Genomic DNA, 23,720 nt, shown 5'->3' on the forward strand with positions numbered 1-23,720 from the left:
ATCGTTATTGCGTGTGACTATATCGGGAGTTGGGCTGGTAGTTGCTCACCGGCAGTTGCGGCAGGGTGACCGCCGTATTGCCCGGCCCCTCGAACGTAAATGAGGCAGCCTTGATGCGGAATTCGCCGGGGCAGTTGAACACGACGTTGCCGTTCTCGATAGTCATTGACGCGCCGCCGCAGGCCATCATCGCCTTCGTCTTGGCATCCACGAGCACGTTCGCGGTGGCGCTCGAGACGTGCAACTGCTGGTCGGCGAAGATATCCATGGGAGCGCCCTGCGCCTGCACCTCAATCTTGCCCTTCGAGAAAATCTTGATGCCAAGCTTGTGCGCGCACAGCGAAATCAGCTCGCCCGCCACCATGCGCAGCCGCTTCACGACGCTCACGTCCATATCCTGGCCTGCAGTGACAATCACGTTCTCGCCCGCCGAGTGCTGTACCGATTTCGGCGTCACGAACGCCATGCCGCCCGGAGCGCTGGCAAGCAGCCCCGCGTCACGAAGCTGGTTCAGTCCGTCCAGAAGCGCCGCCTGCGTGGCCCGGTCCGCTGGGTCTGCCTTGGCCTGCGTAGTCGCCGCAGCCAGCTCGGTCACGCGCTGTAGCGCCGCCTTTAGCTGCACGACGGCGGCAGGCATGTCGAGGTGTGGGGTATCGGCTCCGGCCGCCGCGTCGGCCGAGAAGAACAGCCCCTTCGCTGCGCGAAACGTACCCCACGCCCGGGTCGTCGCCTCGTACCCCGTGCCGCGCGGGAGCTTTTTACTGTTGAGCAGGTAGCCCTGGTTCACCGCCGTCTGGCTGTACACCGTCGCAATGCGGGCACTCTCCTTGCCCTGCAGGTCATTGAAAACGACCTCAGCCCCCAGCAGCGGCGAGCGCCAGATGGCATAACTAAACAACGCATCCGTGCCACGCACCGGATCCTGATGGGAAAAATCGTGCAGCGCGCCACTGATGTGAAGCCGATCCACGTCCCCATGGGCCGCCTCGAGCATCACCTCCGTCGTGGGCAGAAGAGGCGAGTGGAAACCGCCCTGGTACGACGACGAGGGACGCAGCAGGCGCAGGTTCAGCAGCTTGTTATCGGTATTGCCCGAACCCTGCAGGAACTTCGGCAGAACGGGATAGCGCCCGAATTCATCCAGGTATGCATACGGGGCCGAGTCCAACGTTGTGACAACGCCCGCCACGGGACCGCCCAGAAAACGCCAATCGCGCTCGAAATCGAAGCGGGGCCGGTAGGTCAGATGCGCGGGCATCGCCTTGAAGCGCGTATAGGCGGGCTTCGTGCGGCTGCCTTCCATCCTGAACGAGGTCACCACGAATCCGTATTCCGCGCTGGGCATCTTCGTATTGGTCAGCTTGACGACTACACCGGGTGCGATGCCTTTCGCATCAGTCTTGCCCGCGAGCGTCACCTGACGGGCGATCTGCTCGTCGCGTCGTGTCTGCGCGAGCGCCTCGCCCCGCGCCGGCGTCAGGTGAAACTCCGTGCTGCGGCTGATCTGGCCGAACACCGAGCGGTCGCCCGCTTCGTCGGAGACGTTCGCCGTGGCCCGCAGCGGGTCTGCCGGCGTGCGGTAGTTACGCTCCCACAGCTCGACCGTCGCCGGCACCAGCACGCGCTGCTCGTGAACCGTCTGCGCCGCCTCGTGCCAGTTGCTGTGCAGGCCCGACCCGGCCAGCAGCGGCAGGTTGAGCGACCGGATATAGGCGCGCGGATTGTTCGCGAACACGAGGATGTCAAGCAGCCCGTTCTCGCCGCGCTCCTGCCGGTAGAACCAGAAGATGCCATTGCGTTTCGCGTGACGGGTGACCATGTTCCAGATCGACTCCTCGTACATCACGACCTGCTCCATCTTCTCCTGTGGCCCTTCGAGATGGAACTCGATGTCGAAGGCGTCGAAGTTCTGCCCATCGACCATCAGCTGGCGGGCCATCTCCTCGAACGTCACATCCTTCAGTACGTCGGATTTGATGATCCGCTTGCACAGGGCAGCAAAGCGCGGCTTGATGCGCACCTGGTAAGCAGCCTCATCGCGGCTCGTGCGGATGCGCTTCCAGCGCGTGACCACTCCATTGAAGGTGGCCGCCGCATGGTCGACGGGACTGGTCCAGCTCGCCGAGGGCACCGCGGCCCGCTCGTCAACCTGCAGGCCCGCGCGCCGCCCGACATAGTCCTTGCCGTCGATATCGAGGCGCGGCGACGTGACCGTGATATCGACCTTGTAGTCCTTGCAGAGCCCGCCGCGTACCTTGAAGTCGAGCACATCGAGGTCGAGATCCTGTGCGCCGATCCATATTTTCAGATGCTGGGTGAGCCGCGCGCTCGGGTGGCGCAGCGCATCCGTAAAGTTCTTTGTCGCAGCATTCATACGCCATCCCTGTACGGTTGTGAGGAACGATACGAAATCGTTGCGGTCGCAACTTTTACCGATTGAATTTAGGGGCAGCAACAGGAAAGCGTCAATTGGAATGACGGGAAGGCGTTGGAAATTTTCGACAATCAAATCAAATATCATTAAATCGGATTGCGCCTATTTTTTGAGATTGAACTGCGTGATAGGAGATGAATGTCCGATCTACTGGAGGGAGATATCTGGGCACAGCCACCTGTCTCCGGAGGTCAGCGGCCGAGATGCTGCATCATGAAGATCCGTGGAAAGTACGCTCCTGACGTTTGATGACTTTCTAGCTTTGTCCACCGGCATGAGGACCCGGACAGAGACGTTTGCGAACTATTGATTTGAGATATATGGCAGTACCCCCTGAACGGTGAAACGCGTCGTGAGACGCATGACCTGGACGGCAATCGGACCTTCGGAACCCGCGCAAGCGGTTGACCGTGAAGCCCCGGGTGAACGGCAGGATTCAGGCCCGTTTTCGCTGGGCTGGTTCGAATGCCACGGCGGAAGTATCAACAGGTGTCTGCTCAGTGTTCGAACCCGTGCGAGCTACAGGGCGAGCAGCCCCGGAGCCTTTCTTCACGTACGCCCGTCCTGGCCTTGCAAAGGTCTTGTCCGGCCAGGGGCCTTCCCATTTCAGGTCAACACCGTGATCGCGCAGGAGCGCGACGATCTATCCTTCGCGAAGATGGGTAACCTGGGTGAGTGGGCGTGAGCGTCCAACTCGGTAGGGGAGCGGTACTATGCAACTTTGCTTTTGGCACTACACAACTTTATTTTGTCTCGACACCCCGCACCTAACGAACGATGCGCGCTGCATGGACCGGCATGTCGAAAGCGCGCTGTCGCTCTTCTTGATACGATTCCGGGCTGGCTATGTCTGGAAATTCCATGCAATTGTTCACCAATACAAAAAGAGCTGTTCAGCCTGGCAATTGCATCGATGCGTCGCCGGAAAGTGCGTCTTCGGCTTTCCGCGCCATGGCGGTAGCGTGCCTGATCGTATTTATGGCGCAGATGGCGACGACGGTCTATCTGCCATCCTTGCCCATCGTCATGCGCGACTTGCGGATGACGCGAAGTACCGTCGAGTTGTCGATCTCCGCCTATGTGATCGGCGCGGCGCTGCCCGTCCTCTTCTGGGGCGCCGCAGCGGAACGGTGGGGGCGGCGCGGCCCGTTGCTGATTTCCCTGCTGCTGTTCATTGCCAGCAGCCTGCTACTCGCAACCTGCACTTCTGCACCTGAACTGTTAGTGCTCCGTGCCATCCAGGGCATCGCGGGCGGGGGTGCTGCGATCATCGCGAGAATTATCGTTCGGGATAACTGGCGTGGCGATGAACTGGCGCGACGGCTATCCGTGTTGTCGATTGCCTTCATCACGGCACTCGGCGGCGGGCAGTTTATCGGTGGGCTGATTGGCCAGTACAGCCATTGGCAAGCAGGGTTTGTGTTGATGGCTATTACCGCCGCGTTCGCCGTCGGGCTGTCGTATTCGTTGCCTTTGAAGGCGGGGCGCCGCACCGCCGTCACGTCGGGTATGGCCGCCACGTATTGGAAGGTGCTGCAGCGCCCCGGTTTCCTGTGGCCCGCCTGCGCGGGAGGCCTGGGATTTGCCACCACCGTGACCTTGCAGGAAGTGAGTCCGTTCGTCTTTCAGGAGCATTTTCATCTGGCCGTGACGGGCTTCGGCAGCATCGGTCTTTTGATCGGCGTGGCCTATTTCAGCGGCGCCATGCTGGTCAATCGCCTGGTGGGCCGGGTTGGCGGCGTGCGGCTGATGCATGCCGGCGCCACGCTGATCGCCCTGGCGACCACCTTGATGCTGGTGTTCTTGCCAGGCGGCGTGCTGACCCACTTCGCCGGGCTGTGGATTTTTATCGAGCTGTACTGCCTGACTATTTTTGGCCAGGCCGTGCTGTTTCCCAACAGCATGGCGACCGCCGTCAGCGATGCGCAGGATTACGGCGCGCATGCCATGGCGCTATGCGGTTTCCTGCAGCAAGGGCTGGCAGGCATTGCCGCGACCGCCTCGGTCCTGCTGCACCATGATGGCATGTGGACCATCGCGGTGTTCGTGCTGGGTGCGCTGACCTTGCTTCAGGTGAAGCTGAAAGTAAGAACCAGGAAGATCTGACGCGTCGAGGCGGGCGTCGAAGCCGGCTCCGATGACGACTAGAACCGTTCGACCCTGAATGGCCGCCCATCCACCACGGTTTCTTCGCCGGTCATCATTTCGGCGAGCAGCCTGCCGGTGACAGGGCCGAGCGTCAATCCGTGATGCGCATGGCCGAATGCGAACCATAAGCCCTGCTGATTTTTCGCGGGCCCGATGATGGGCATCATGTCGGGGGTGCATGGACGCCGGCCCATCCAGGGTTCGTCGTCGAGACGCTCGCCGAGTGGAAACAGCGTGCGAGCCACCGGTTCGACGGCAGCGAGCTGCAAGGGTGTCTTCGGTGCATCGCACAGCGCGATTTCCGCTCCAGTGGTGAGACGGATGCCTCGTGCCATGGGGGCCAGCAGATAGCCCTTCTCGACGTCCAGCACCGGATGATGCAAACGGGCCGTCGGCTGCGGCGCGTAGTGCATGTGGTACCCGCGCTTCACGGCGAGCGGCAAGTCGTAACCGAACCGTTTGGCCACGCGATCCGACCACGGCCCCAGCGCGACGACCACGGACGATGCCGTGATGGTTCCGGCTTGCGTATCGAGTTCCCAACCCTCGCGAAGCGAGTCCGCGTCGCCGATGAAAAACCGTCCGCCCAGCGCTTCGAAATACTTTGCGTAGGCGGTGACCAGCGCGTTGGGGTCGCTCACGGAATGGGAGGCCGAATAGCGCAAGCCGCCGGACAAGCTCGGGGCGAGATTGGGCTCAGCCTGTTGCAGACGTGCGGCGTCGAGCGCTTCGAAGGCGACGCCATATTCACGATGCCATTTTTCAGCGACGCGGGTTTCTGCGTCCCATGCCGCCTCGGTGCGGAACACCTTGATCCAGCCGCTCGCGCGCAACAACTCGCTAGCGCCGGCCTCGGCAGCCAGCGCACGGTGCTCGCTCACGCAATGTTCGATCAGCGTCGCGTAGGACCTGGCGATGGCTGCGTGCTTTGCCGGGTGCGAATTGCGCCAGTATTGCCACAGGAACGGCGCGGTTTTGAGGAGCGCGTTGGCATGGTAGCGAAGCTCCGGGGAACGGTTGCGCGCATAGCGCAGCAAGGTACTGAGTTCGCGTGGAAACGCATACGGATAGACACCTTCACGCTGGATCAAGCCGGCGTTGCCGAACGACGTCTCGTTGCCAGGCAGCTTGCGGTCGATCAGCGCGACCTGACGGCCGCGCTTCTGCAGATGCGCGGCGACGCACACACCTACAATGCCCGAGCCGAGTACGACGGTGTCGAATTTGATTCTGGTCATGAGTTCAGGCGAAATGCCGGCGCGATGCGGGCCGGACTGGTTAATGCAAAGGGCGCTCATGCTCGCGCTCGGCCTTGGGGCGAATCGTGGCTAGCGCAGCAAGGCCAGCAACGACGCGAGTAATCATATACGAGGAAGGAAGTGCCGCAGCCGTCCTGGCGGCAAGCCTTGAATCAGATCGCTTTAAACAAGGCCGCGGGACATCAGGGGCGAGCCGGCGCTCCATCCTTTGGGTGATCTTCTCAGCATGCGCCCCAGTAAACGGTGTTTCGGCAGATCGACTGCCGGTCCGAGCGGCGTGCAATCGTGGAAGGCATTATTAGCAATAATATCTATGAACCCGTGGCCATCGGTGGCGCTTGCTTGCGCCTCGGGTCGGGGGTTCTGGCTCTACCGCACGGCGTATAAGGGATTATCCTTACATGGCGGAGCGATGTCATTGCATAATATTAGTAATAATATGTGTTGCCGCGTAGTGCCGGAGGCTGTCCCCGGAGCGAACAATCACTGTCCCGTACCTATTCAATTCAATTTGTACAACTAAGCGTGATGAGACTAATCCGAAGCTTGCTTCCATAGGAGGAGGTCATGATGTCCAGAGGAATTGGATCAATTGCTGCTTTGTTGGCGATAATTGTCGCGCTTGCTGCGTGTAGTGGGGGTACCGACTCCACGTCTGCGCAGACTCAAGCAACGGACGCGTCGAATCTGAGTTCGTCACCAACGACCGCGCCAACCCAGTCGAATACCGCTACATCCACGGCAGCGGCAACCGAGCTGCCGCTGCCCTGCGATGCGGCAGCCGCCGCCAATACGCCGTGCTCCGCGGCCCACAGCGTGACACGCCTGCTGACAAAGAACTACAGCGGCCCGTTGTTCCAGATTCAACGGGCATCGGATAACACAACGCAGAACATCTATCCCTATACGTGGAGCACCTTGCCGAATGGCGCTGACCGGGCGCTGATCGGCTCAGCCAATGTCAGAAGCGCCAATACGTTCTGCAACAATACATCCTGCTCGATCTCCTACATTTACGATCAGATCGACCTGGTTGCGCCTCTCAAGAGCGGAGCGTTCGGCAATGTGACGGCCACCCTCACGCTCAATCCAGACGGAACCGAGTCGCTGACCGTCCCGAATGGTGGTGCAGGGTCGCAGACGACCACCGTTCCGGTCCTCAACGGCTTTGCGACGATCACGCTGCCTGGAACCGCCGGGACACTGACCGTTCAACTGCAGCAGCCTCCCACCGCGCTGACCACCCAGTCGCCGACCCTCCAGGTATCGATCGGTAACGATTTGCCGGCGCTTGCCGGCACGCCGGCCAAGCTCAGTTTTGTGTCGCTGCATGACGCCCAGGTTCCGGTGCTCGCTACGTTGGCCGGACAAGCCTACCGCAATAGATTCGGCACAGTGAACCAGTCGATCGGGGACACCGAGATCGCCGAATATATGGTGGCGGGGGCACATTATGATCAGTCGTCCACGTGCTGCGGCACCTACGGAAATATGGAAAGCAGTGCTAACTCCAGCACCTATGCACACGGAGAAGTCGAGGGTGAAATGTTCGCGCTGGCGTTCTCAAACGGCAACGCAGCGGTGTTTGGCTATTGCGATGGCGATTCGGCCCAGGCACCCAATGTAAAGGACCCCGTATGTAATGGAACCGATATCAATTGGCCGGGGGTGGATGCCGAGGCGGGCGTCTATCTCTACGGTCCGCAGCAACCGTGGAAAGAGAAATTTGTCACGGTGCTTTCCAAGTATTCTCCGGTGGCGGCGTCGAATCTCTTTGCGGTCAAAGGTGGTTCGGCTTCGCAAAGCGTTCTGACAGCACTCTATGACGCGGCTCCCCCCGAAGCTTATAACTTTGGGAACAGTGCGGGCCATGCTTTCAATGGGCAATGGCAGGGTGGCCTATCGCTCGGCGAAGGCGGCGACGGCAGCGCTGCGCCTATCCAGTTCTCCGAAGGCGCAATCATCACCAAGGCGACATCCGATGCAACAGACAACGCTATCCAGGCCAGCATTGCGAGCTTTTATGGGCCGCCAGCCGATAAGACCTCCGCTGCCTGCTATGCAGACAACCTGGTGAATTCACCGCTGAGTCTGGCCACGCCGGATGCATGGAGCCAGTCAAATGGCGGCACTGCCGTGCCCGCGACCGATGTCACGGGAAGCAGCACACATGCGGCGACGGTGACCGGTACGAATGGATCGGCGGTGGCCAATATCCACGAAGTCATCCGGGTGCAGGGCGGACAAACCTATAGCTTCACCGACTATGTGCTTGCTACGACCAACGCGACGGTCTTTCCTGGCGGCTCGATACAAACCGATGACTCGAACAACACGGAATTCGCCTGGGTCCTGAATACGAATACCGGTCAGGCCGTGCGCGGGACGTGGGGGGCTGGGCAAGCGAGCTCAGTGAGCGCGGTGAAGGTGGGGAGCTGGTGGAAGGTGACGATGAGCTTCACGGCCCCCGCGGGATCGAATAATGCCTCTGTGTTTATCGATCCGCCGACGTCGAATGCCGCTGGAGATCGCTCGCAGCAAGCGGCGTACCTCGGTGCGACGCATTATTGCCCAAGCCTCTCGATCCTGACTGCCTCGGGTACGTAGGCGTGAATCGCGGCGGTTGCGTCCGGTCCACGGCAGTGGCCGGGCCGGCCGCATTCCGCCGCATAGTCGAACACGCATCCGTCACGCAAAAGTGCCAATGTTTTGGCGATTTCAATCGAATCTCGACATAATATTGGCGTTCGGAAGCGTTGTTCGTTGCCACGTCCCCAGTACGCGATCGAGCATTCGGAGGTCACCCTATGGAGTACAAGGCGCGTTGTCATTGCGGCCGCGTCCGCTTCTCGTTCCGCAGCCCCGAGATCGCGAGCGGCAGGCGCTGTAACTGCTCGCTCTGCTTACGAAGAGGGGCGGTGCTCTCGTCAGGCTATATTCCATCGGCAGATTTCACGCCGCACCATGTTGCGAGCGATCTGGGCGTATACGTCTGGAACGAGAAAGTATTGAACAACTACTTCTGCAAATCCTGCGGGATCTTTGTGTACATCGGCGACGGGGTAGGCGACAAGGACGGCTACCGCGTCAATCTCGGCTGCGTCGAAGGTCTCGATCCGTTGGCCCTCGAAATCAGCGTCATCGACGGCGCCTCGTTGCCGATGGTGGGGTAGCTGAATCTGAGCGGCATACGCGCTCTCTCCACTTAAAAGTGCTAATATTATGGCGATTTTTATAAAATATTGCCATAATATTGGCGCTGTGAATGCCGTCCGTTGCCTGTTTTCTCGGGTTTGATCGAGTATTAGCATAGAAATGTGCTAATATTCTGGCTAACTTTGGCAGAAATGGCTGGAATATCAGCGCGATGGCGAAGAAGACGGCACCTCTCTTACCGTATACGAACCAGTTGCTGACCGAGTTGGGTGAGCGGCTTAAGCTCGCTCGCCTGCGCCGGAAGTTGACTGCCAGGCAGGTCGCGGAGCGGGCCGGGATGTCTCCGATGACGCTTCGCTCTCTTGAGGCCGGTGCTTCGGGGGTGACGATGGGTGCCTACCTCTCCGTCATGCAGGTGTTGGGGCTTGAGAATGATTTGGCAAAACTGGCGGCAGCGGACGAACTCGGTCGTCAACTGCAGGATGCACGCCTGGTGACGCGAAGCAGCGGCCGAACTGCCCAGCCCATCGCCACTACGAGCCCAGTAGGTCAGGATCGGCGCGCGGGTGTAGCAAGCAAGCAAAAATCGCCAGGTACTGCGAAAGGAACGCCGTCCGAAAAAACTGGTGCGCCAGGTTGGGCTCGTGTTCCCAAGGTCAGTACAGGTCAGGAATCTGCGAAACCACCCGGAACCACGGCGGCGGACCTTGCTTCGCTTCTGAAGCCGGTGAAGAGAGTGCGTAAAGAGCACGAAAAAAAATGACGACGATCGGTGTGTATGCGGACTGGGACGGCCTGCGAGAGCCTAAAAAACTTGGATTCCTGCATAGCCGCAGAACCCGCGCGAGCGAGTTATTTGAGTTCCAGTATGATCCTGCAGCGTTGAATGACGCTGACCTCGGCCATCTACAGCTTGATCCTGGCATCGGACTATTTGAAGGTCCGCAGTTTCCCACTCCGCCGCAAGACAAGTTCGGGGTCTTCGCGGATTCGAGCCCCGATCGATGGGGCCGCTTGCTTATGAATCGCAGGCGTGAGCGGGACATTCGTGCTGGCGTTCAGCGTAGGGGTGCGCGGCTCTACGAATCGGACTACCTGTTGGGCGTGCATGACCTCTACCGTGTGGGCGCCTTACGCTACAAACTCGATGATGCGGGCGAGTTTCTTGATGACCGGATTGGCGAGGCCGCTCCTCCATTTACCGAAATTCATGAATTGGAACGCGCGAGCCGGGCCTTGGAGGACGACCCTGATAACGTGGCTCAGGAGGGGCAGGACTGGCTGAGGATGCTCATTGCCCCTGGCGGTTCGCTTGGAGGCGCCAGACCCAAGGCAAGCGTCGCGGACGACAATGGGCGCCTATACATCGCCAAGTTTCCGAGCACCCGCGACGATTACGATGTAGGGGGCTGGGAGATGGTCGTCAATGCCTTGGCTGTTGGCTGTGGTCTGAACGTGGCTGTCGCTGAGGCGCGGAAATTCGCCAGTGACTATCACTGCTTCATGGTCCGCCGGTTCGATCGCACAGAGCGCGGCCGGCGTCTTCACTTTGCCTCGGCGATGACCATGACCCGTCATGTCGACGGTGACGATGCGTCCACGGGGGCCAGTTATCTGGAGCTGGCCGAGGTCCTCATGAGGCACGGGGTGCAAACCAAGGCTGACCTGCGCGAGCTATGGTCGAGAATTGTCTTCAACATTCTCGTTTCGAACACCGACGACCACCTGCGTAACCACGGTTTCATCCTGGTCCCGGGCGCCGGATGGCGGCTCTCCAAAGCCTACGACATGAACCCGGTCCCCGCTGCCGATGGCCTGAAGCTCAACATCACCGAAGCAGACAACGCCTTGGATCTCGACTTGGCGCGCGAGGTGGCCGGGTACTTCCGGCTGCGTTTGAGCGAGGCCGATGAGATCATTGAAGACTTCCGGGGCACGGTCAGTCAATGGAGAACTATCGCGAATGGCCTTAGGCTGCCCGCTCGAGAGCAGGATCGAATGGCCGGAGCTTTTCGCCTCGCGGATGGTTGAGCAGGGCGGCGGTTGATCAGGCCTGCGGGCGCCCCGTCCGTTCCTTCACCTTCTCTCGCACGAACTCCAGGAAGGCGCTAGTGAGACGCGACGGCGGTTGCCGGTCGGATGTCACGACACCGTATTCGAACGGAATCGCAGGCGCAAAATCGTGGACCGAAACCTCATCCGTCAAATAGCCGGTGGACACCGGGTCGATGATCGACACGCCGGCGCCGCGCGCCACAAAGGTTGCGATCGCGGCTGACAACTGACACTCCGCGCTCATCACACGCTCGATTTGCCGCGCGGCGAAGGTCTCGTCGACGATGCGGCGCGTATCGTACTCGCGCGGAAACGAAACGAACTTCTCGCCGGCCAGGTCCTCGGGGGTAATGACCCGCTTGCGCGAAAGCCGGTGTCCCTTAGGCACAATGCATTTCATATCGGCATTGAACAGTGTCTCGAGCCGCACGCCAGGCTGCCATGTCGTGTACGTCACGAAGCCGATGTCGCATTGCTCGCTCGCCACAAGTTCCGCGACCAGTTTCGTACCGTGAACGAGTAGCGACACCGTCACCCCTTCATGCACCTGTGTGAAATCGGTAATCCATTCCGGTAGCAGGTTCAACGCCAATGCGGGAGCCGCCGCGACGTTCAGCGACCCCCTTGTGAGCGAGCGAATCTGCTGCGCTGCGTGGGCGATGCGCTCAACGCCGACGAATGAGCGCTCCACTTCCTGATAGAGCAGTAACGCGTCCGGAGTCGGGAACAGCCTGCCTTTCTCGCGTGTAAACAGACTGAAACCTATTTCCGTCTCCAGATCGAGGATCAGGCGTGTTACGGCTGGCTGCGTGACATGCAGCATTTCGGCTGCCCGCGTAATCGACTGCCGCAGGATCACCGCCCGGAACGCTTCAAGCTGCCGGCTCTTCATTTCCTACCCCATAACATTTAGGCATATATCGCCGCAAATTTCTGATTTGACGGTACCTATTTGGCGCACAAAACTGTCTTCATGCCGGGATTGAGCCGGATAAATAGCAGCATAACATTCCGCTATCGATGGAGACTTCAATGCGCAAACGTATCGTCCCAATCATGCTCGCCGGCGTTTTTGCCGCCGCGCAGGCCCACGCTGAAACGACGCTCTATGTCGGTGCCTTCGGCGGATCCTTCGAACAACTCCTGCGGGAAAAGATCATTCCGCCGTTCGAGAAGGCCAACAACGTCAAGGTGGTGGTCGTTCCGGGCGACTCCACGACGACGATGGCGCGCCTTCAGGCGCAAAAAGGCAAGGAAAACCTCGATGTCGTGTTTCTCGACGACGGTCCGATGTATCAGGCGATCCAGCTCGGCTTTTGCGACACCCTCACCGATGCGCCGGTCTACAAGAACCTGTATGACGCAGCCCGCTTCAAGAGCAACAAGGCGGTGACCATCGGGATGAATGCCACCGGCCTCGTCTACAACGAGCGTCTGTTTGCAGCGAAGGGGTGGGCGCCGCCGACCTCGTGGCACGACCTCTCCGATCCACGCTACAAGGGCAAGGTTGAGTTCCCCACCATCAGCAACGGCTATGGACTGCAGGCGCTCATCGTGCTCGCCCGTCTGAACGGTGGCGGCGAGAACAACATCCAGCCCGGATTCGAGGCGATGAAGGCATCAATCGCACCGAACGTGCTGTCGTTTGACCCGTCGCCGGGCAAGATCTCCGAGCTGTTCCAGAGCGACAGCATCGCGATTGCCGCATGGGGCGATGGCCGCACGCAGGCGTTGCGCAACCAGGGCGTGCCGGTCAAGTTCGTCGCACCGAAGGAAGGGGCAGTCGCACTGGGTCTGAGCATGTGTCCGGTCAAACACGACGCGCCGAACGATCTCGCCCAGAAGTTCGTGCAGTTCTCATTGTCGCCGGAAATCCAGGCGCTGTATGCAGACGAAGAAGGCGTCGCGCCGGCCAACAAACTAACCCAGTTGCCGCCAGCGGTGGCCGCGCGTGTCGCGAGTCCCACTGCGGTCGCGAACATGCTCAAGGTCGACTGGGACGTGGTCAACGACAAGCGCGCGACGTGGACCCAGCAATGGAATCGTGACGTAGAACGCTGACCGGCTGTTGGCACCCGTGCGCGGTGGGCGACGCTGCCGGGTGCCTTTCTGTGGTCGCCAGAGGAATCGCAAGGTTTACCAAACTCATGACTTATTTACGGATCGAACGCCTGAACAAGCAGTACGGCGAGACCGTCGTGGTCGACTGCCTTAGCATCGACGTCGCGCGTGGGCAATTCGTCTCGCTGCTGGGACCATCGGGCTGCGGCAAAACGACGACCCTGCAGATGATTGCCGGCTTCGTCGAACCGACGTCGGGCGATATCAGCCTGGAAGGCCGGTCGCTGATCGGTACGCCGCCTGCAAAACGCGGCCTTGGCATTGTGTTCCAGAGCTATGCGCTGTTTGCGCATATGACGGTTGCGGAGAACGTCGAGTTCGGGCTGCAGATGCGGCGCGTCGACGGGGCGGCCCGCAAGCGCCGGTGTATGGCCGCGCTCGAACTGGTTCAACTCGGCCGCCATGCGGCGAAGTACCCTCGCGAACTGTCGGGCGGGCAGCGTCAGCGAGTCGCGCTCGCGCGTGCTCTCGTGATCGAGCCGCCCTTGCTGCTGTTGGACGAGCCGCTGTCCAACCTCGACGCGAAACTGCGTCACGACATGCAGGCCGAGTTGCGCGCCATCCAGCAGAAGGTCGGCACTACGACCATCATGGTGACTCATGACCAGGCTGAAGCATTGGCAATCAGCGACCGCGTCGCGCTGCTGAATCAGGGCGCGGTGGTCCGCTTCGATACCCCGACCGGCATCTATGACGATCCCGGCAGTCTCTTTGCCGCGGATTTTATTGGCCGCGCCAATGTGTTGCATGGACGGGTGACGAGCGACGGCGCGCAGCGCGTACTCAGAGTAGGGCCCGCGAGTCTGCCGCTTGACGCGCCGCACGAGTACGGCGAATACGCATTCTCGCTGCGTCCCGAGCGCATCGAACTGGTCGCCAGCGGCGCGGGACACGTGGATGGCCTCGTCAAGGCGTGCGCGTTCCACGGCAACTGCTGGTCGGTCAACGTGAGTACCGCCATCGGCGACCTGCAGGTGCAGCTTGCGAACGGCGGCGGCCATGTGGCGAAGGTCGGCGACGCGGTCGGCCTCGACTGGTCCGGCGGCGCACTGCGTCCGCTTGCGCCGCATACCGAGGGTGTCGCACGATGAGCGCCGCTCGCCCCATGATCCGACGTTTGCCACCGGAAGCCTCGCGCCGCAAGCGGCCTAATGGACCGCTGCTCGTCGCGCCCGTCACGCTGCTGTTCGCGTTGCTGCTCATCATTCCGATGGTGCTCGTCGCCGTGCTGAGCCTGCAAGGCTTCGACGCGGCCTCGGGCGGCGTGCTCGATGTCTACTCCTGGCATAACTACGCGGCGATCGTCGTCGATCCGTACTATCACGAGATCTTTCTGCGCACGTTCGGACTCGCGATTAGCGTGACCCTCGGAACGGTCGTGCTGGGTGTGCCCGAGGCCTACATCATCTTCCGTATGTCGGCGCGCTGGCGCGCGTTCTTCCTGATTCTGACGCTCGGGCCGTTGTTTATCTCGGCCGTCGTGCGCACGCTTGGCTGGTCGATCCTGCTGGACGGTCAGGGCGTCGTCGCGCAATTGCTGGTGCGCCTGCATCTGTTTGAGGTAGCACCGCAGATGCTGTTCTCGTTTGGGGCCGTGGTGGTCGTGCTGGTGCATGCACTGGTGCCGCTGATGGTGTTGTCCGTCTGGACCTCGTTGCAAAGCGTCGATCCCCAGATCGCCAACGCGGCCATCTCGCTCGGAGCAGGCCCGCTCACGGTATGGCGCCGCATCGTTTTGCCGCAGGCCACGCCGGGCATTCTGTCCGGCAGCCTGATCGTGTTCGCCTTGAGCGCGAGCGCATTCGCGACACCTGCGCTGATCGGCGGCCGGCGCATCAAGGTGGTCGCAACGGCGGCCTACGACGAATTCCTGCACAGCATGAACTGGCCGATGGGCGCCGCGATTGCGGTTTGCCTGCTGGTGCTGAATTTCGGCGCTATTGCGCTCTACAGCCGCTTTGTCGAGCGACGCCTCAAGCGCCGTTTTGGGGAGGCTACATCATGAATCGAAACGGTCCTGTGGCGCTCGGCTTCCACGCCGCGTTCACCGTGTTTCTGATCGCGCCGCTGGCGATCGTCTGTCTGGTCGCCTTTACGCCGAGCAATGTGCTCAGCGTGCCGACCGTTCATTTTTCGCTGCGCTGGTTCAAAGCGATCGTTGACGATCCGGATTTCACTCAGGCATTTGCGAACAGTCTGTGGCTCGCGACGCTCTCCGCCACACTGGCGGCGATGCTGGCCGTGCCGGCCGCGCTGGGTCTCATCCGCTACCGCTTTGCCGGGCGCAACGCGATCAATTCGCTGCTGCTCTCGCCGCTGATGATTCCGCCTGTCGTGCTGGGTGTCGCGCTGCTGCAACTGTTCACGCGGGTTGGCGTGTCCGGGTCGTTCGTCTCGCTCGTGATGGCGCACGTGATGCTGGTGTTCCCGTACTGCCTGCGGCTCGTCATGGCCTCGCTGGTGGCGACGACGCGCGATGCCGAACACGCCGCCGTCTCGCTTGGTGCAAATGCATGGACCACCTTTCGGCGCATCACCTTGCCCGCGTTGGTGCCGGGTATTGCCGCCGGCTGGGTGCTGGGTTTTGCAAGCAGTTTCGACGAGCTGACCGCAACGATCTTCATCGCGGCGCCGACCACGATCACGCTGCCGGTGCGCATCTATATGAGCATGACTGAAACCGTCGATCCGATGGTTGCGGCAGTCGCAACGGTGATCATGGCGGTCACGCTTGGCCTGATGTTCGTACTAGACAGGCTCGTAGGGCTCGACAAGGTTCTGATGGGGAAGCATTGATGAAACAGGAATACGATTTTGCGATCGTTGGCGGCGGTCTGGTGGGGATGGCGATCGCTTACGGGCTCGCCAAGCGCGGCCAGAAGACGATCGTGCTCGATGGAGAGGATTCCAGCGTACGTGCCGCACGTGGAAACTTCGGCCTGATCTGGGTCTCTGGGAAAGGCAGGAAGCAGGTCGATTACGGACGCTGGTCGCTCGAATCGGCGCTGCTGTGGCCAGCGTTCGCGGCTGAGCTTGAAGAAGCGTCGTCGCTCAGTATCGGCTACTCGCGCCCGGGTGGCATCAGCATCGCGATGACCGATGACGCGCTGGCGGGCAGTGTGGATGCGCTGCGCCAATTACACGCCCAGGATGCGCGCCTCACCTACGACATCCTCGACCGCCAGCAACTGAGTGAACGCATCCCGGAGGTCGGCCAGAACGTGGCCGGTGCGGTCTACTCGGCGAACGACGGCCATGTCAGCCCGCTCCATACGCTGCGAGCGCTGTTCCTCGCCTTTGAGCGAGCAGGCGGTGCCTACGTGCCGGAGGCGCCTGTGCGGTCGATTGAACGCGCGAACGGCGGCTTTCGTATCGACACCGGCAAGCGCACGCTCGAAGCTGGGCGCGTCGTGCTGTGCGCGGGTCTCGGCAACCGAGAACTTGCGCCGATGGTCGGACTCACCGCGCCGGTCGTTCCGCTGCGCGGTCAGATCCTCGTGACCGAACGCGTGCGTCCGTTCCTCAAGTACCCGACGATGTCCGTGAGACAGACTGCTGAGGGCTCGGTATTGCTCGGTGAATCGGCAGAGGACGTGGGCATGGACGACGGCGTGACGCCTGAGATCGTCGCGCACATCGCCCGCAAGGCCGTGTCGCAGTTCCCTCTGCTGAAAAACGTGCGGGTTGTGCGCGCATGGGGCGCACTGCGCGTGATGACAGCGGACAGCATGCCTGTCTACGAAGAATCCGTGACGCATCCCGGTGCGTTTGTCGCAACCTGCCACAGCGGCGTGACGCTTGCTGCCGCGCATTGCGAATTGCTCGTCGCCTGGTTGCTCGGCGGCCAACGTCCTTCTCTTCTTGACTACTTCTATGCAAAACGTTTCTCTGTTTAGTCAGATCGACGGCGCCTCGCCCCGCACCGTGCGGATTGTCGTCGATGGGCGCAGTGTGGACGTGCCGGAATACGCCAGCGTGGCGGCCGCACTGCTGTACGCCGACGTCACTGTCTTCCGTCATACCCCTGTGGGTGCTGCGCCGCGCGCGCCGTATTGCATGATGGGCGTGTGCTTCGATTGCCTGGTCGAAATCGACGGCTTGCCGAACCAGCAGGCCTGCATGGTGCGCGTGCGCGACGGGATGGAAGTGAAAGCCATGGCTGGCGCGAGGGCACTCGTATGACAATCGAAACGGTGGACCTTGTGATCGTAGGGGCCGGCCCGGCGGGCATGGCATGCGCGCTCGATGCGGCGCGTGCTGGTCTCGACGTGCTGGTGCTTGACGAGAATCCGATGCCGGGCGGGCAGATCTATCGCAATGTCGGGCGCTCGCCGCTGCCGGATGCGGCGCTGCTCGGTGACGACTACACCCGGGGCGCGGGTCTCGTCTCGCGCTTTGCGCAATCGGGCATACGCTACTGGCCCGAAACCCTCGTGTGGCAAATCACGCGCTCGCTGGAGATCAGCTTCACACGCCGCAGCGGTACCGCGGCGAGCGGACAGATCCAGGCGAAAGCCGTGATGATCGCCAACGGCGCTTACGAGCGGCCGTGCCCGGTTCCGGGCTGGACCCTGCCTGGGGTCATGGGGGTGGGCGCCGCGCAGACGCTGTTCAAGTCGTCCGCGCTGCTACCCGAGGGGCCGGTCGTGCTCGCAGGCAGCGGACCGCTGATGTATCTGTTTGCATGGCAGCTCATTCAGGCGGGCAGGGTGCCGGCGGCCATTCTTGACACGACGCCTTCGCGCAACTACTGGCGCGCGCTTGCAGACTTGCCCGGCGCATTGCGTACGCCGGCGTATCTGCTCAAGGGCCAACGTCTGCTGAGTGCGATCCGGCGTAGCGGTATTCCACATATCCGGCACGTCACTCAACTCTCGGTGGAAGGCGAAGGCCGTGCAGAGGCCGTCCAATACATCGCGAAGGGGCGCACGTCACGGCTTGCCGCGAGCGTCGTCCTGCTGCATCAGGGTGTCGTGCCGAACGTGCAACTCACGCGCTCGATCGGCTGCGATCATCGCTGGGACGAGGCCCAACTTTGCTGGCATCCGTGCACCGACGCATGGGGTGAGACCACGGTGCCGGGTCTCTTCATTGCGGGTGACGGCGGCGGTATCCAAGGCGCAATCGCCGCTCAGACGGCGGGCGCGCTGAGCGCGCTGGCCCTGTCTCATCGGCTCGGTGCGGTCAGCCGTGAGGCGCGTGATGAGCAAGCCGCACCGCTACGGCGCGAACTCGAGCGGCATCGTGCCGTGCGCCCTTTCCTCGACACGCTATATCGCCCAGCGGACGTATTTCGCCGTCCCGCAGATGAAACCATCGTCTGCCGTTGCGAGGAAGTGCGCGCAGGCGAGATTCGTGCGATGGCGCGCCTCGGCTGCACTGGACCCAACCAGACCAAGTCGTTCTCCCGCTGCGGCATGGGACCGTGCCAGGGACGCCTATGTGGCCTGACCGTCGCCGAACTGCTCGCCGAGGCACAGGCGAAGCCCGTGGCGGAGGTCGGTTATTACCGTATTCGTCCGCCCATCAAACCGGTGAGTCTCGGCGATCTTGCCGAGTCCCACATCCCCGACATCAACGCCGCAAAACCCACGGAGTTTGCACCCAAATGAACGCGTCCCCTATCGTTAGAACCCCTGGTAATGCTCGTATGAGCAAAATGGTGCGCGCCGGTAACCTGCTATTCCTCGCGGGCCAAACCTCGTCTGGCGCACCCGAGGCGCGTACCATTGAGGAGCAGGCCACCGAAGCGCTCGGGCGCATCGATACTTTGCTGGAGCAGGCGGGCAGCAGCAAGCAGCAACTCCTGTCGGTCACGATCTATTTGAAGGATATGGCGTTGTTCGATCGCATGAACGCCGTCTGGCAAAACTGGGTCGATCCGCAGCACCTGCCGGCCCGCTGCACGGTGCAGGCTACGCTCGGATTGCCCGAGTTGCTGGTGGAATTTAATGTGACGGCTGCGGCGAACGAGCAGCAACCCCCTGCTTGCGCATAGACTGGATACTGTGACGCTCCCATCCCCGGTTCGCTCTTCTGCGAAGGCAAGGGGGCCGTTGTCTCCTATGGGGCGTCGTCGGATGGGGAGGGGGCAGGAGAGCTAGCATGGAAGCACCTTCGGAAATTGCCGATCGCCTATGGAACGTGTCGCTGATCCAGACCAAAATGATCCCGCCACGTCTTCCACCGGGCTGCGTGCAACGGCACGCGTTGCTTGAGAGGTTGCCTAAGCGACCGGCGCGCGGCATCACTATCGTGACCGCCCCCGCGGGTTTCGGCAAGACAACCTTGCTTGCCGGATGGAGTGAAGCACTATTGGAGCAAAAGCATCCGGTTGCATGGCTCAGCCTCGACGGGGAAGACGATGATCCGCAGCAGATCGTTGCGTATCTGGTGGCGGCATTTTCCCGTGCCTCGGAGGACATTGCCTGGCAAGCGCAGCAACTCCTGAATAACGATGCGCTGGCCCCCATTAAAACAGTCATTTCGTTGCTCTTGAATGGGATCGCCGCATGCGGCCGGTGCGTTTTCCTCGTCCTGGACGACGCCGACCGCCTGACTGCGAAGCCTGTTCTTGCGGTTGTGTCCCGTCTGCTGCGCTACGCCCCCGAAAACATGCACGTATTGCTCGGAGCGCGCGGCGAACCTGCCTTGACGCTCGGTCAGCTTAGGGCGCCAGAGAAGATCATGCGTCTTGGTGTCGACGATCTGCGCTTTTCGATCGACGAGGCACAGGCGTTTTTTGACCAGACAGGTACGGTGTCGCTCGACCGAACCAGCGTCGAGCTGTTGAACAGAGCGACCGAAGGGTGGGTGGCGGGTTTGCAGCTGGCTTCCCTTGCACTCACTCAGGTAGGCGATGCGACGAGGGTCGCCACTAACCTTGCTGGGACCAGCACCGGGATCGATCGTTACCTGAACGATGCCGTGCTCGCGCAATTGCCGCCGCCTATGTTGAAGTTTTTGCTGTGCACGTCGATTCTCGAACGGCTCACTCCTGGCGTGTGCGATGCCATCATGGGAGGTGGCGGGGGAAGCGGGGCAAAGCTCGATTGGCTCGAGCGGCATAACGTGTTCATCCGGCCACTTGATGAACGACAGGACTGGTACCGCTATCACGCACTGCTGTCCGACGCGCTCCGGCGGCGTCTTGTCCGCCAGATGCCGCAACAGGTTCCGTTGCTGCATCGTCGTGCCTCCCAATGGTTTGCAGGAGCACGTTTGTGGCCCGAGGCAGTCAGGCATGCCCTGGCCGCGGGCGACCTGGAGCAGGCCGCGCAGTGGGTCGAGAACTGTGCGATGGAGATGCTCGAGCGCGGCGAGTCGCACACGTTGCTAGGGTGGATCGGCAAACTTCCAGCGGATGTGATTCAGGGGCGGCTACGCTTGCATCTTGCGAAAGCGTGGGCGCTCGCGTTCTTGTTCCAGACATCCCGCGCCACGAAAGAGATTCGCTTTGTTGCGGACGAGATTGAGCGGATGTCGCACGATGAGACTAGCAGGGTTGATGACGCTGCACTGGCGGAGGTGAACGCTATCAGCGCAATGATCGCCGCTATTAGTGACGACAGCGAACGCGCGCTTGAGCTGGGGCGTGCCGCCGAGGCCTCATTGGCGTCTACGGCATCGTGGGCAAAGCGCTATGCGCAAACAGCGCAATTCTTTGGCTTGATGTATAGGGGAAGGTTTGACCAGATACGTCGCATCTGGGATCTCGCGAACGAGCGATTGGAGCAGAGTCAGGCGCAGATCTACTCGGATATGAATCGACACGCGATGTACGGTCTTGCTGCGCTGGTACATGGCGAGCTGTCTGAAGCCACGCGAATTTTCGAGGTGACGCTGCCGCGCGCCGAAAGCGCTTTGGGGCACTCCTCGGCCTGTGCGGTGATGGTGGCGGGTAGTCTTGCGTCGATCTACTACGAACGTAATGAGCTTACTGAAGCGCGGAAGTTGATCACGGGCCGCTGGACGATTGCATTGGAGATTTCCCGGCTCGGGGCACTGGTCCGGCATACGTATGCGGCAGCGCGCCTTCTGTGGCGAGACTCAGAGACAGGTGCGGCGCTGGCTGTTCTCGAAGACGCTCGGCAGGTCGCCGTAGCCCGAAGCTGGCTACGTCTGAAGCTGGCGTGCGATGCTGAGACGGTGAGATTGCTGCTTGTAGACGACAGAATTGCAGAGGCCAGGCAAATTGCCGACGAACTCAGCGCGAGCGTGCCGATGATGTGCGAAGGGCGCAAGGGGTCCACGGTGGAAACCTGGACAAGCTACTGCGTCCTTCAGGCTCGCGTCCTGATGGCCGAGGATCTTGCCGATCAGGCGGTCCCTCTTCTTGAGCGTTCCCTCGATACGGTGGTCGCTATGGGGTGGCGTTGTTGCGAGGCGGCTATTTCCGTGCTGCTTTCCATCGCGTTAGAACAATGCGGTGCTTCTGAAAGGGCGCTTGTCACGCTTGGACGAGCGCTACGCCTCGGGGAGGCGAGCGGCATGATCAGTAGCTTCGTGGATGAAGGGCAGCCGGTGCGTGCGTTACTGCAACGGCTTCGCCCGGTCTCAGAGGACGTCTCTAACGTCGAAACGGCTTATGTCGACAAATTGCTGGCAGCTTTCGACGACGCTTGCGGTTCACCGGCTGCATCGCCCACGGCTGTGGAGGCCGTGTCGACGTCGTCGGATATTCTCAGTGCGAGGGAGTTCGAGGTTCTTAACCACGTTGCCTGTGGCCTTTCGAACAAGGAAATCGGCCGGTCGTTGAAACTGGCGCCCGAGACAGTCAAATGGCATTTGAAAAACATCTTCGAAAAACTCAATGTCAGTTCGCGAATCGAAGCCGTGCAGAGAGTTTTGGGACTCGGTGTTGGAGAGGGCCGATCAGCCATGTAGTGATGGGTGAGGCGGCAGCGTTAGCGACCTGGCTGCCGCTCAGAAAAACTCAAAAAACTCAGGAAATCGAATACCTGTTCTGAGGACCGCTAACATACTGCTTCTTGGCGATTTCGAGGAGTTTTTCGCGAACCTGGTCGAAGGCGCCGAGTATCGAACGCTCGTCGGAGCCTGCGTCAGGTTGCAGGGTTCTTAGCACCGCGTCATCAACCTGGAAGGTGATTTCGCGCGAGTTGTCGTATCCCCAGAAACATACACAATGCCTCGCGGCATCGTAGCTACGGCTGGGATTGGGGAATTGAAGTGCCACGATCAGCCCTTTACGCCTGTAACCGAGTAACGCCACTTGCTGGCATTCGAATCGATCAAGGCAAAATTCACGCGTCTCTGTTCGGCGCGTAAAGCGTCCGCCGTTTCGAGGATAAGGGCGTGCGTCCTGCGCTCGAGTGCGTACGCGCTTGAGCCGCCGACGGGGGGCGAAGCTGGTTTGGTTTGTAGTCGCATGATGGGTCCCGGAGCAGGTGGTCGCGAAGCGCGACCCGCCTTATCCCACTGTATACCCTTTGCGCGTTGCTAGCGTCATTTATTACGGAATTCACCGGTCACTCATAGGAAAAGAATCCACCGAATTTGTCCATGTGTTCGAGCGCCATGCCCGAGCCGCGCACGACGCAGGTCAGCGGCGCATCGGCAATGAACACCGGCAGGCCGGTTTCTTCGGCGAGCAGCCGGTCCAGGTCGCGCAGCAGTGCACCGCCGCCCGCGAGCATGATGCCGCGCTCGGCGATATCGGCGCCGAGTTCCGGCGGTGTCTGCTCGAGCGCGATCTTGACCGCCGAGATGATCTGGTTCAGCGGGTCGGTCAGCGCTTCGAGGATCTCGTTGCTGGAGATGGTGAAGCTGCGTGGTATGCCTTCCGACATATTGCGGCCCTTCACTTCCATTTCCTTGACTTCGGAGCCCGGAAACGCCGAGCCGATTTCCTTCTTGATCGCTTCGGCCGTCTGTTCGCCGATCAGCATGCCGTAGTTACGGCGGATGTAGTTGACGATCGCCTCGTCGAACCTGTCGCCGCCTACGCGCACCGAGCCTTTATAAACGATCCCGCCGAGCGAGATCACACCGACTTCGGTGGTGCCGCCGCCGACATCGACAATCATCGAGCCGGTCGCTTCGGATACGGGCAGGCCGGCCCCGGTTGCGGCGGCCATGGGTTCTTCTATCAGGTAGACCTGCGCCGCGCCTGCGCTATGCGCGGCCTCTTTGATTGCGCGCCGTTCCACCTGGGTCGACCCGCACGGTACGCAGATGATGATGCGCGGCGACGGCGCGAAAATGTGCGGCGCGTGTACCATGCGGATGAACTGCTTGATCATCTGCTGGGTGATGTTGAAGTCGGCGATGACACCGTCCTTCATCGGGCGGATGGCTTCGACGTTGCCCGGCACCTTGCCAAGCATTTGCTTGGCCTCTTTGCCGACCGCCAGAATGGCTTTTTTGCCATTTGGGCCGCCTTCCTGGCGGATCGACACAACCGACGGTTCGTCGAGGACAATGCCTCTCCCGCGCATGTAGATCAGGGTGTTCGAGGTACCGAGATCAATCGCCAGGTCGTTGGAGAAATAGCTGCGCAGAAAACCGAACATGCAAAATCCTGTGTG

General features: G+C 61.2%; 19 protein-coding genes. 14 read left to right on the plus strand and 5 right to left on the minus strand.

The features are described from left to right. Positions 1-4: 4 nt before the first annotated feature. Positions 5-2,374 carry a type VI secretion system tip protein VgrG gene (gene vgrG, locus BLQ92_RS06080; RefSeq protein WP_090682551.1) on the minus strand — a complete coding sequence of 790 codons (2,370 nt, stop codon included), beginning with the start codon at positions 2,372-2,374 and terminating at the stop codon, positions 5-7. Between the two features lie 1,011 nt (positions 2,375-3,385). Between vgrG and BLQ92_RS06085 the strand changes: the two genes are divergently transcribed. Then, a complete protein-coding gene (locus BLQ92_RS06085; RefSeq protein WP_090682969.1) occupies positions 3,386-4,540 on the plus strand; it encodes an MFS transporter in 1,155 nt (384 codons plus the stop codon). Between the two features lie 38 nt (positions 4,541-4,578). Here the strand turns inward: BLQ92_RS06085 and BLQ92_RS06090 are convergent, their stop codons facing one another. After that, entirely contained in the window at positions 4,579-5,811 is a 1,233-nt protein-coding gene (locus BLQ92_RS06090; protein ID WP_090682971.1) for an NAD(P)/FAD-dependent oxidoreductase, read from the minus strand. A 600-nt stretch (positions 5,812-6,411) separates the two neighbouring features. Here BLQ92_RS06090 and BLQ92_RS06095 point away from each other — a divergent pair. The 4 genes from BLQ92_RS06095 to BLQ92_RS06110 all read left to right on the plus strand — a co-directional run bounded on the left by BLQ92_RS06095 (position 6,412) and on the right by BLQ92_RS06110 (position 11,028). Further along, positions 6,412-8,448: an arabinofuranosidase catalytic domain-containing protein gene (locus BLQ92_RS06095; RefSeq protein ID WP_280517435.1), complete on the plus strand. Its 2,037-nt coding sequence runs from the start codon at positions 6,412-6,414 to the stop codon at positions 8,446-8,448. A 200-nt stretch (positions 8,449-8,648) separates the two neighbouring features. Further along, positions 8,649-9,014, plus strand: a complete 366-nt coding sequence (locus BLQ92_RS06100; protein ID WP_090682555.1) for a GFA family protein — start codon at positions 8,649-8,651, stop codon at positions 9,012-9,014. A 194-nt stretch (positions 9,015-9,208) separates the two neighbouring features. Then, entirely contained in the window at positions 9,209-9,760 is a 552-nt protein-coding gene (locus tag BLQ92_RS06105) for a helix-turn-helix domain-containing protein (protein WP_090682556.1), read from the plus strand. Then, complete coding sequence (locus tag BLQ92_RS06110; protein ID WP_090682557.1) at positions 9,757-11,028, plus strand: type II toxin-antitoxin system HipA family toxin; 1,272 nt, start codon at positions 9,757-9,759, stop codon at positions 11,026-11,028. Before BLQ92_RS06105 ends, BLQ92_RS06110 begins: the two co-directional genes overlap by 4 nt. Positions 11,029-11,044: 16 nt before the next feature. Here BLQ92_RS06110 and BLQ92_RS06115 read toward each other — a convergent pair whose 3' ends face one another. Then, a complete protein-coding gene (locus BLQ92_RS06115; RefSeq protein ID WP_090682559.1) occupies positions 11,045-11,944 on the minus strand; it encodes a LysR substrate-binding domain-containing protein in 900 nt (299 codons plus the stop codon). A gap of 140 nt (positions 11,945-12,084) precedes the next feature. Here BLQ92_RS06115 and BLQ92_RS06120 point away from each other — a divergent pair, with 140 nt between their 5' ends. From BLQ92_RS06120 to BLQ92_RS06160, 9 genes are all read left to right on the plus strand, one after another. After that, entirely contained in the window at positions 12,085-13,113 is a 1,029-nt protein-coding gene (locus tag BLQ92_RS06120; protein ID WP_090682560.1) for an ABC transporter substrate-binding protein, read from the plus strand. An 86-nt stretch (positions 13,114-13,199) separates the two neighbouring features. Beyond that, a complete protein-coding gene (locus BLQ92_RS06125) occupies positions 13,200-14,264 on the plus strand; it encodes an ABC transporter ATP-binding protein (RefSeq protein ID WP_090682562.1) in 1,065 nt (354 codons plus the stop codon). A 14-nt stretch (positions 14,265-14,278) separates the two neighbouring features. Next, the gene (locus tag BLQ92_RS06130; protein WP_090682563.1) at positions 14,279-15,178 is read left to right on the plus strand and encodes an ABC transporter permease; all 900 of its coding nucleotides are present in this window, start codon (positions 14,279-14,281) and stop codon (positions 15,176-15,178) included. Then, positions 15,175-15,969, plus strand: coding sequence for an ABC transporter permease (locus BLQ92_RS06135; protein ID WP_090682565.1), 795 nt, complete (start codon positions 15,175-15,177; stop codon positions 15,967-15,969). Before BLQ92_RS06130 ends, BLQ92_RS06135 begins: the two co-directional genes overlap by 4 nt. Further along, positions 15,966-17,069, plus strand: a complete 1,104-nt coding sequence (locus tag BLQ92_RS06140) for an NAD(P)/FAD-dependent oxidoreductase (RefSeq protein ID WP_090682566.1) — start codon at positions 15,966-15,968, stop codon at positions 17,067-17,069. Before BLQ92_RS06135 ends, BLQ92_RS06140 begins: the two co-directional genes overlap by 4 nt. Further along, positions 17,047-17,355, plus strand: a complete 309-nt coding sequence (locus BLQ92_RS06145) for a (2Fe-2S)-binding protein (RefSeq protein WP_090682568.1) — start codon at positions 17,047-17,049, stop codon at positions 17,353-17,355. Before BLQ92_RS06140 ends, BLQ92_RS06145 begins: the two co-directional genes overlap by 23 nt. Continuing rightward, positions 17,352-18,785, plus strand: a complete 1,434-nt coding sequence (locus tag BLQ92_RS06150) for an NAD(P)/FAD-dependent oxidoreductase (RefSeq protein ID WP_090682570.1) — start codon at positions 17,352-17,354, stop codon at positions 18,783-18,785. The genes BLQ92_RS06145 and BLQ92_RS06150 overlap by 4 nt, the downstream gene beginning before the upstream one ends. Before the next feature lie 38 nt (positions 18,786-18,823). After that, complete coding sequence (locus tag BLQ92_RS06155) at positions 18,824-19,171, plus strand: RidA family protein (protein ID WP_244106081.1); 348 nt, start codon at positions 18,824-18,826, stop codon at positions 19,169-19,171. Between the two features lie 107 nt (positions 19,172-19,278). Continuing rightward, complete coding sequence (locus BLQ92_RS06160; RefSeq protein WP_090682573.1) at positions 19,279-22,059, plus strand: winged helix-turn-helix domain-containing protein; 2,781 nt, start codon at positions 19,279-19,281, stop codon at positions 22,057-22,059. A gap of 58 nt (positions 22,060-22,117) precedes the next feature. Here BLQ92_RS06160 and BLQ92_RS06165 read toward each other — a convergent pair whose 3' ends face one another. Both BLQ92_RS06165 and BLQ92_RS06175 read right to left on the minus strand, forming a co-directional pair. Next, positions 22,118-22,369, minus strand: coding sequence for a DUF1488 family protein (locus tag BLQ92_RS06165; protein WP_090682575.1), 252 nt, complete (start codon positions 22,367-22,369; stop codon positions 22,118-22,120). Positions 22,370-22,661: 292 nt separating this feature from the next. Further along, on the minus strand, positions 22,662-23,705 hold the full coding sequence (locus tag BLQ92_RS06175) for a rod shape-determining protein (RefSeq protein WP_090682578.1): 1,044 nt from the start codon (positions 23,703-23,705) through the stop codon (positions 22,662-22,664). Between the last annotated feature and the right edge of the window lie 15 nt (positions 23,706-23,720).

It is taken from the genome of Paraburkholderia phenazinium, from assembly GCF_900100735.1.
In the GTDB taxonomy this organism is placed as follows: domain Bacteria; phylum Pseudomonadota; class Gammaproteobacteria; order Burkholderiales; family Burkholderiaceae; genus Paraburkholderia; species Paraburkholderia phenazinia.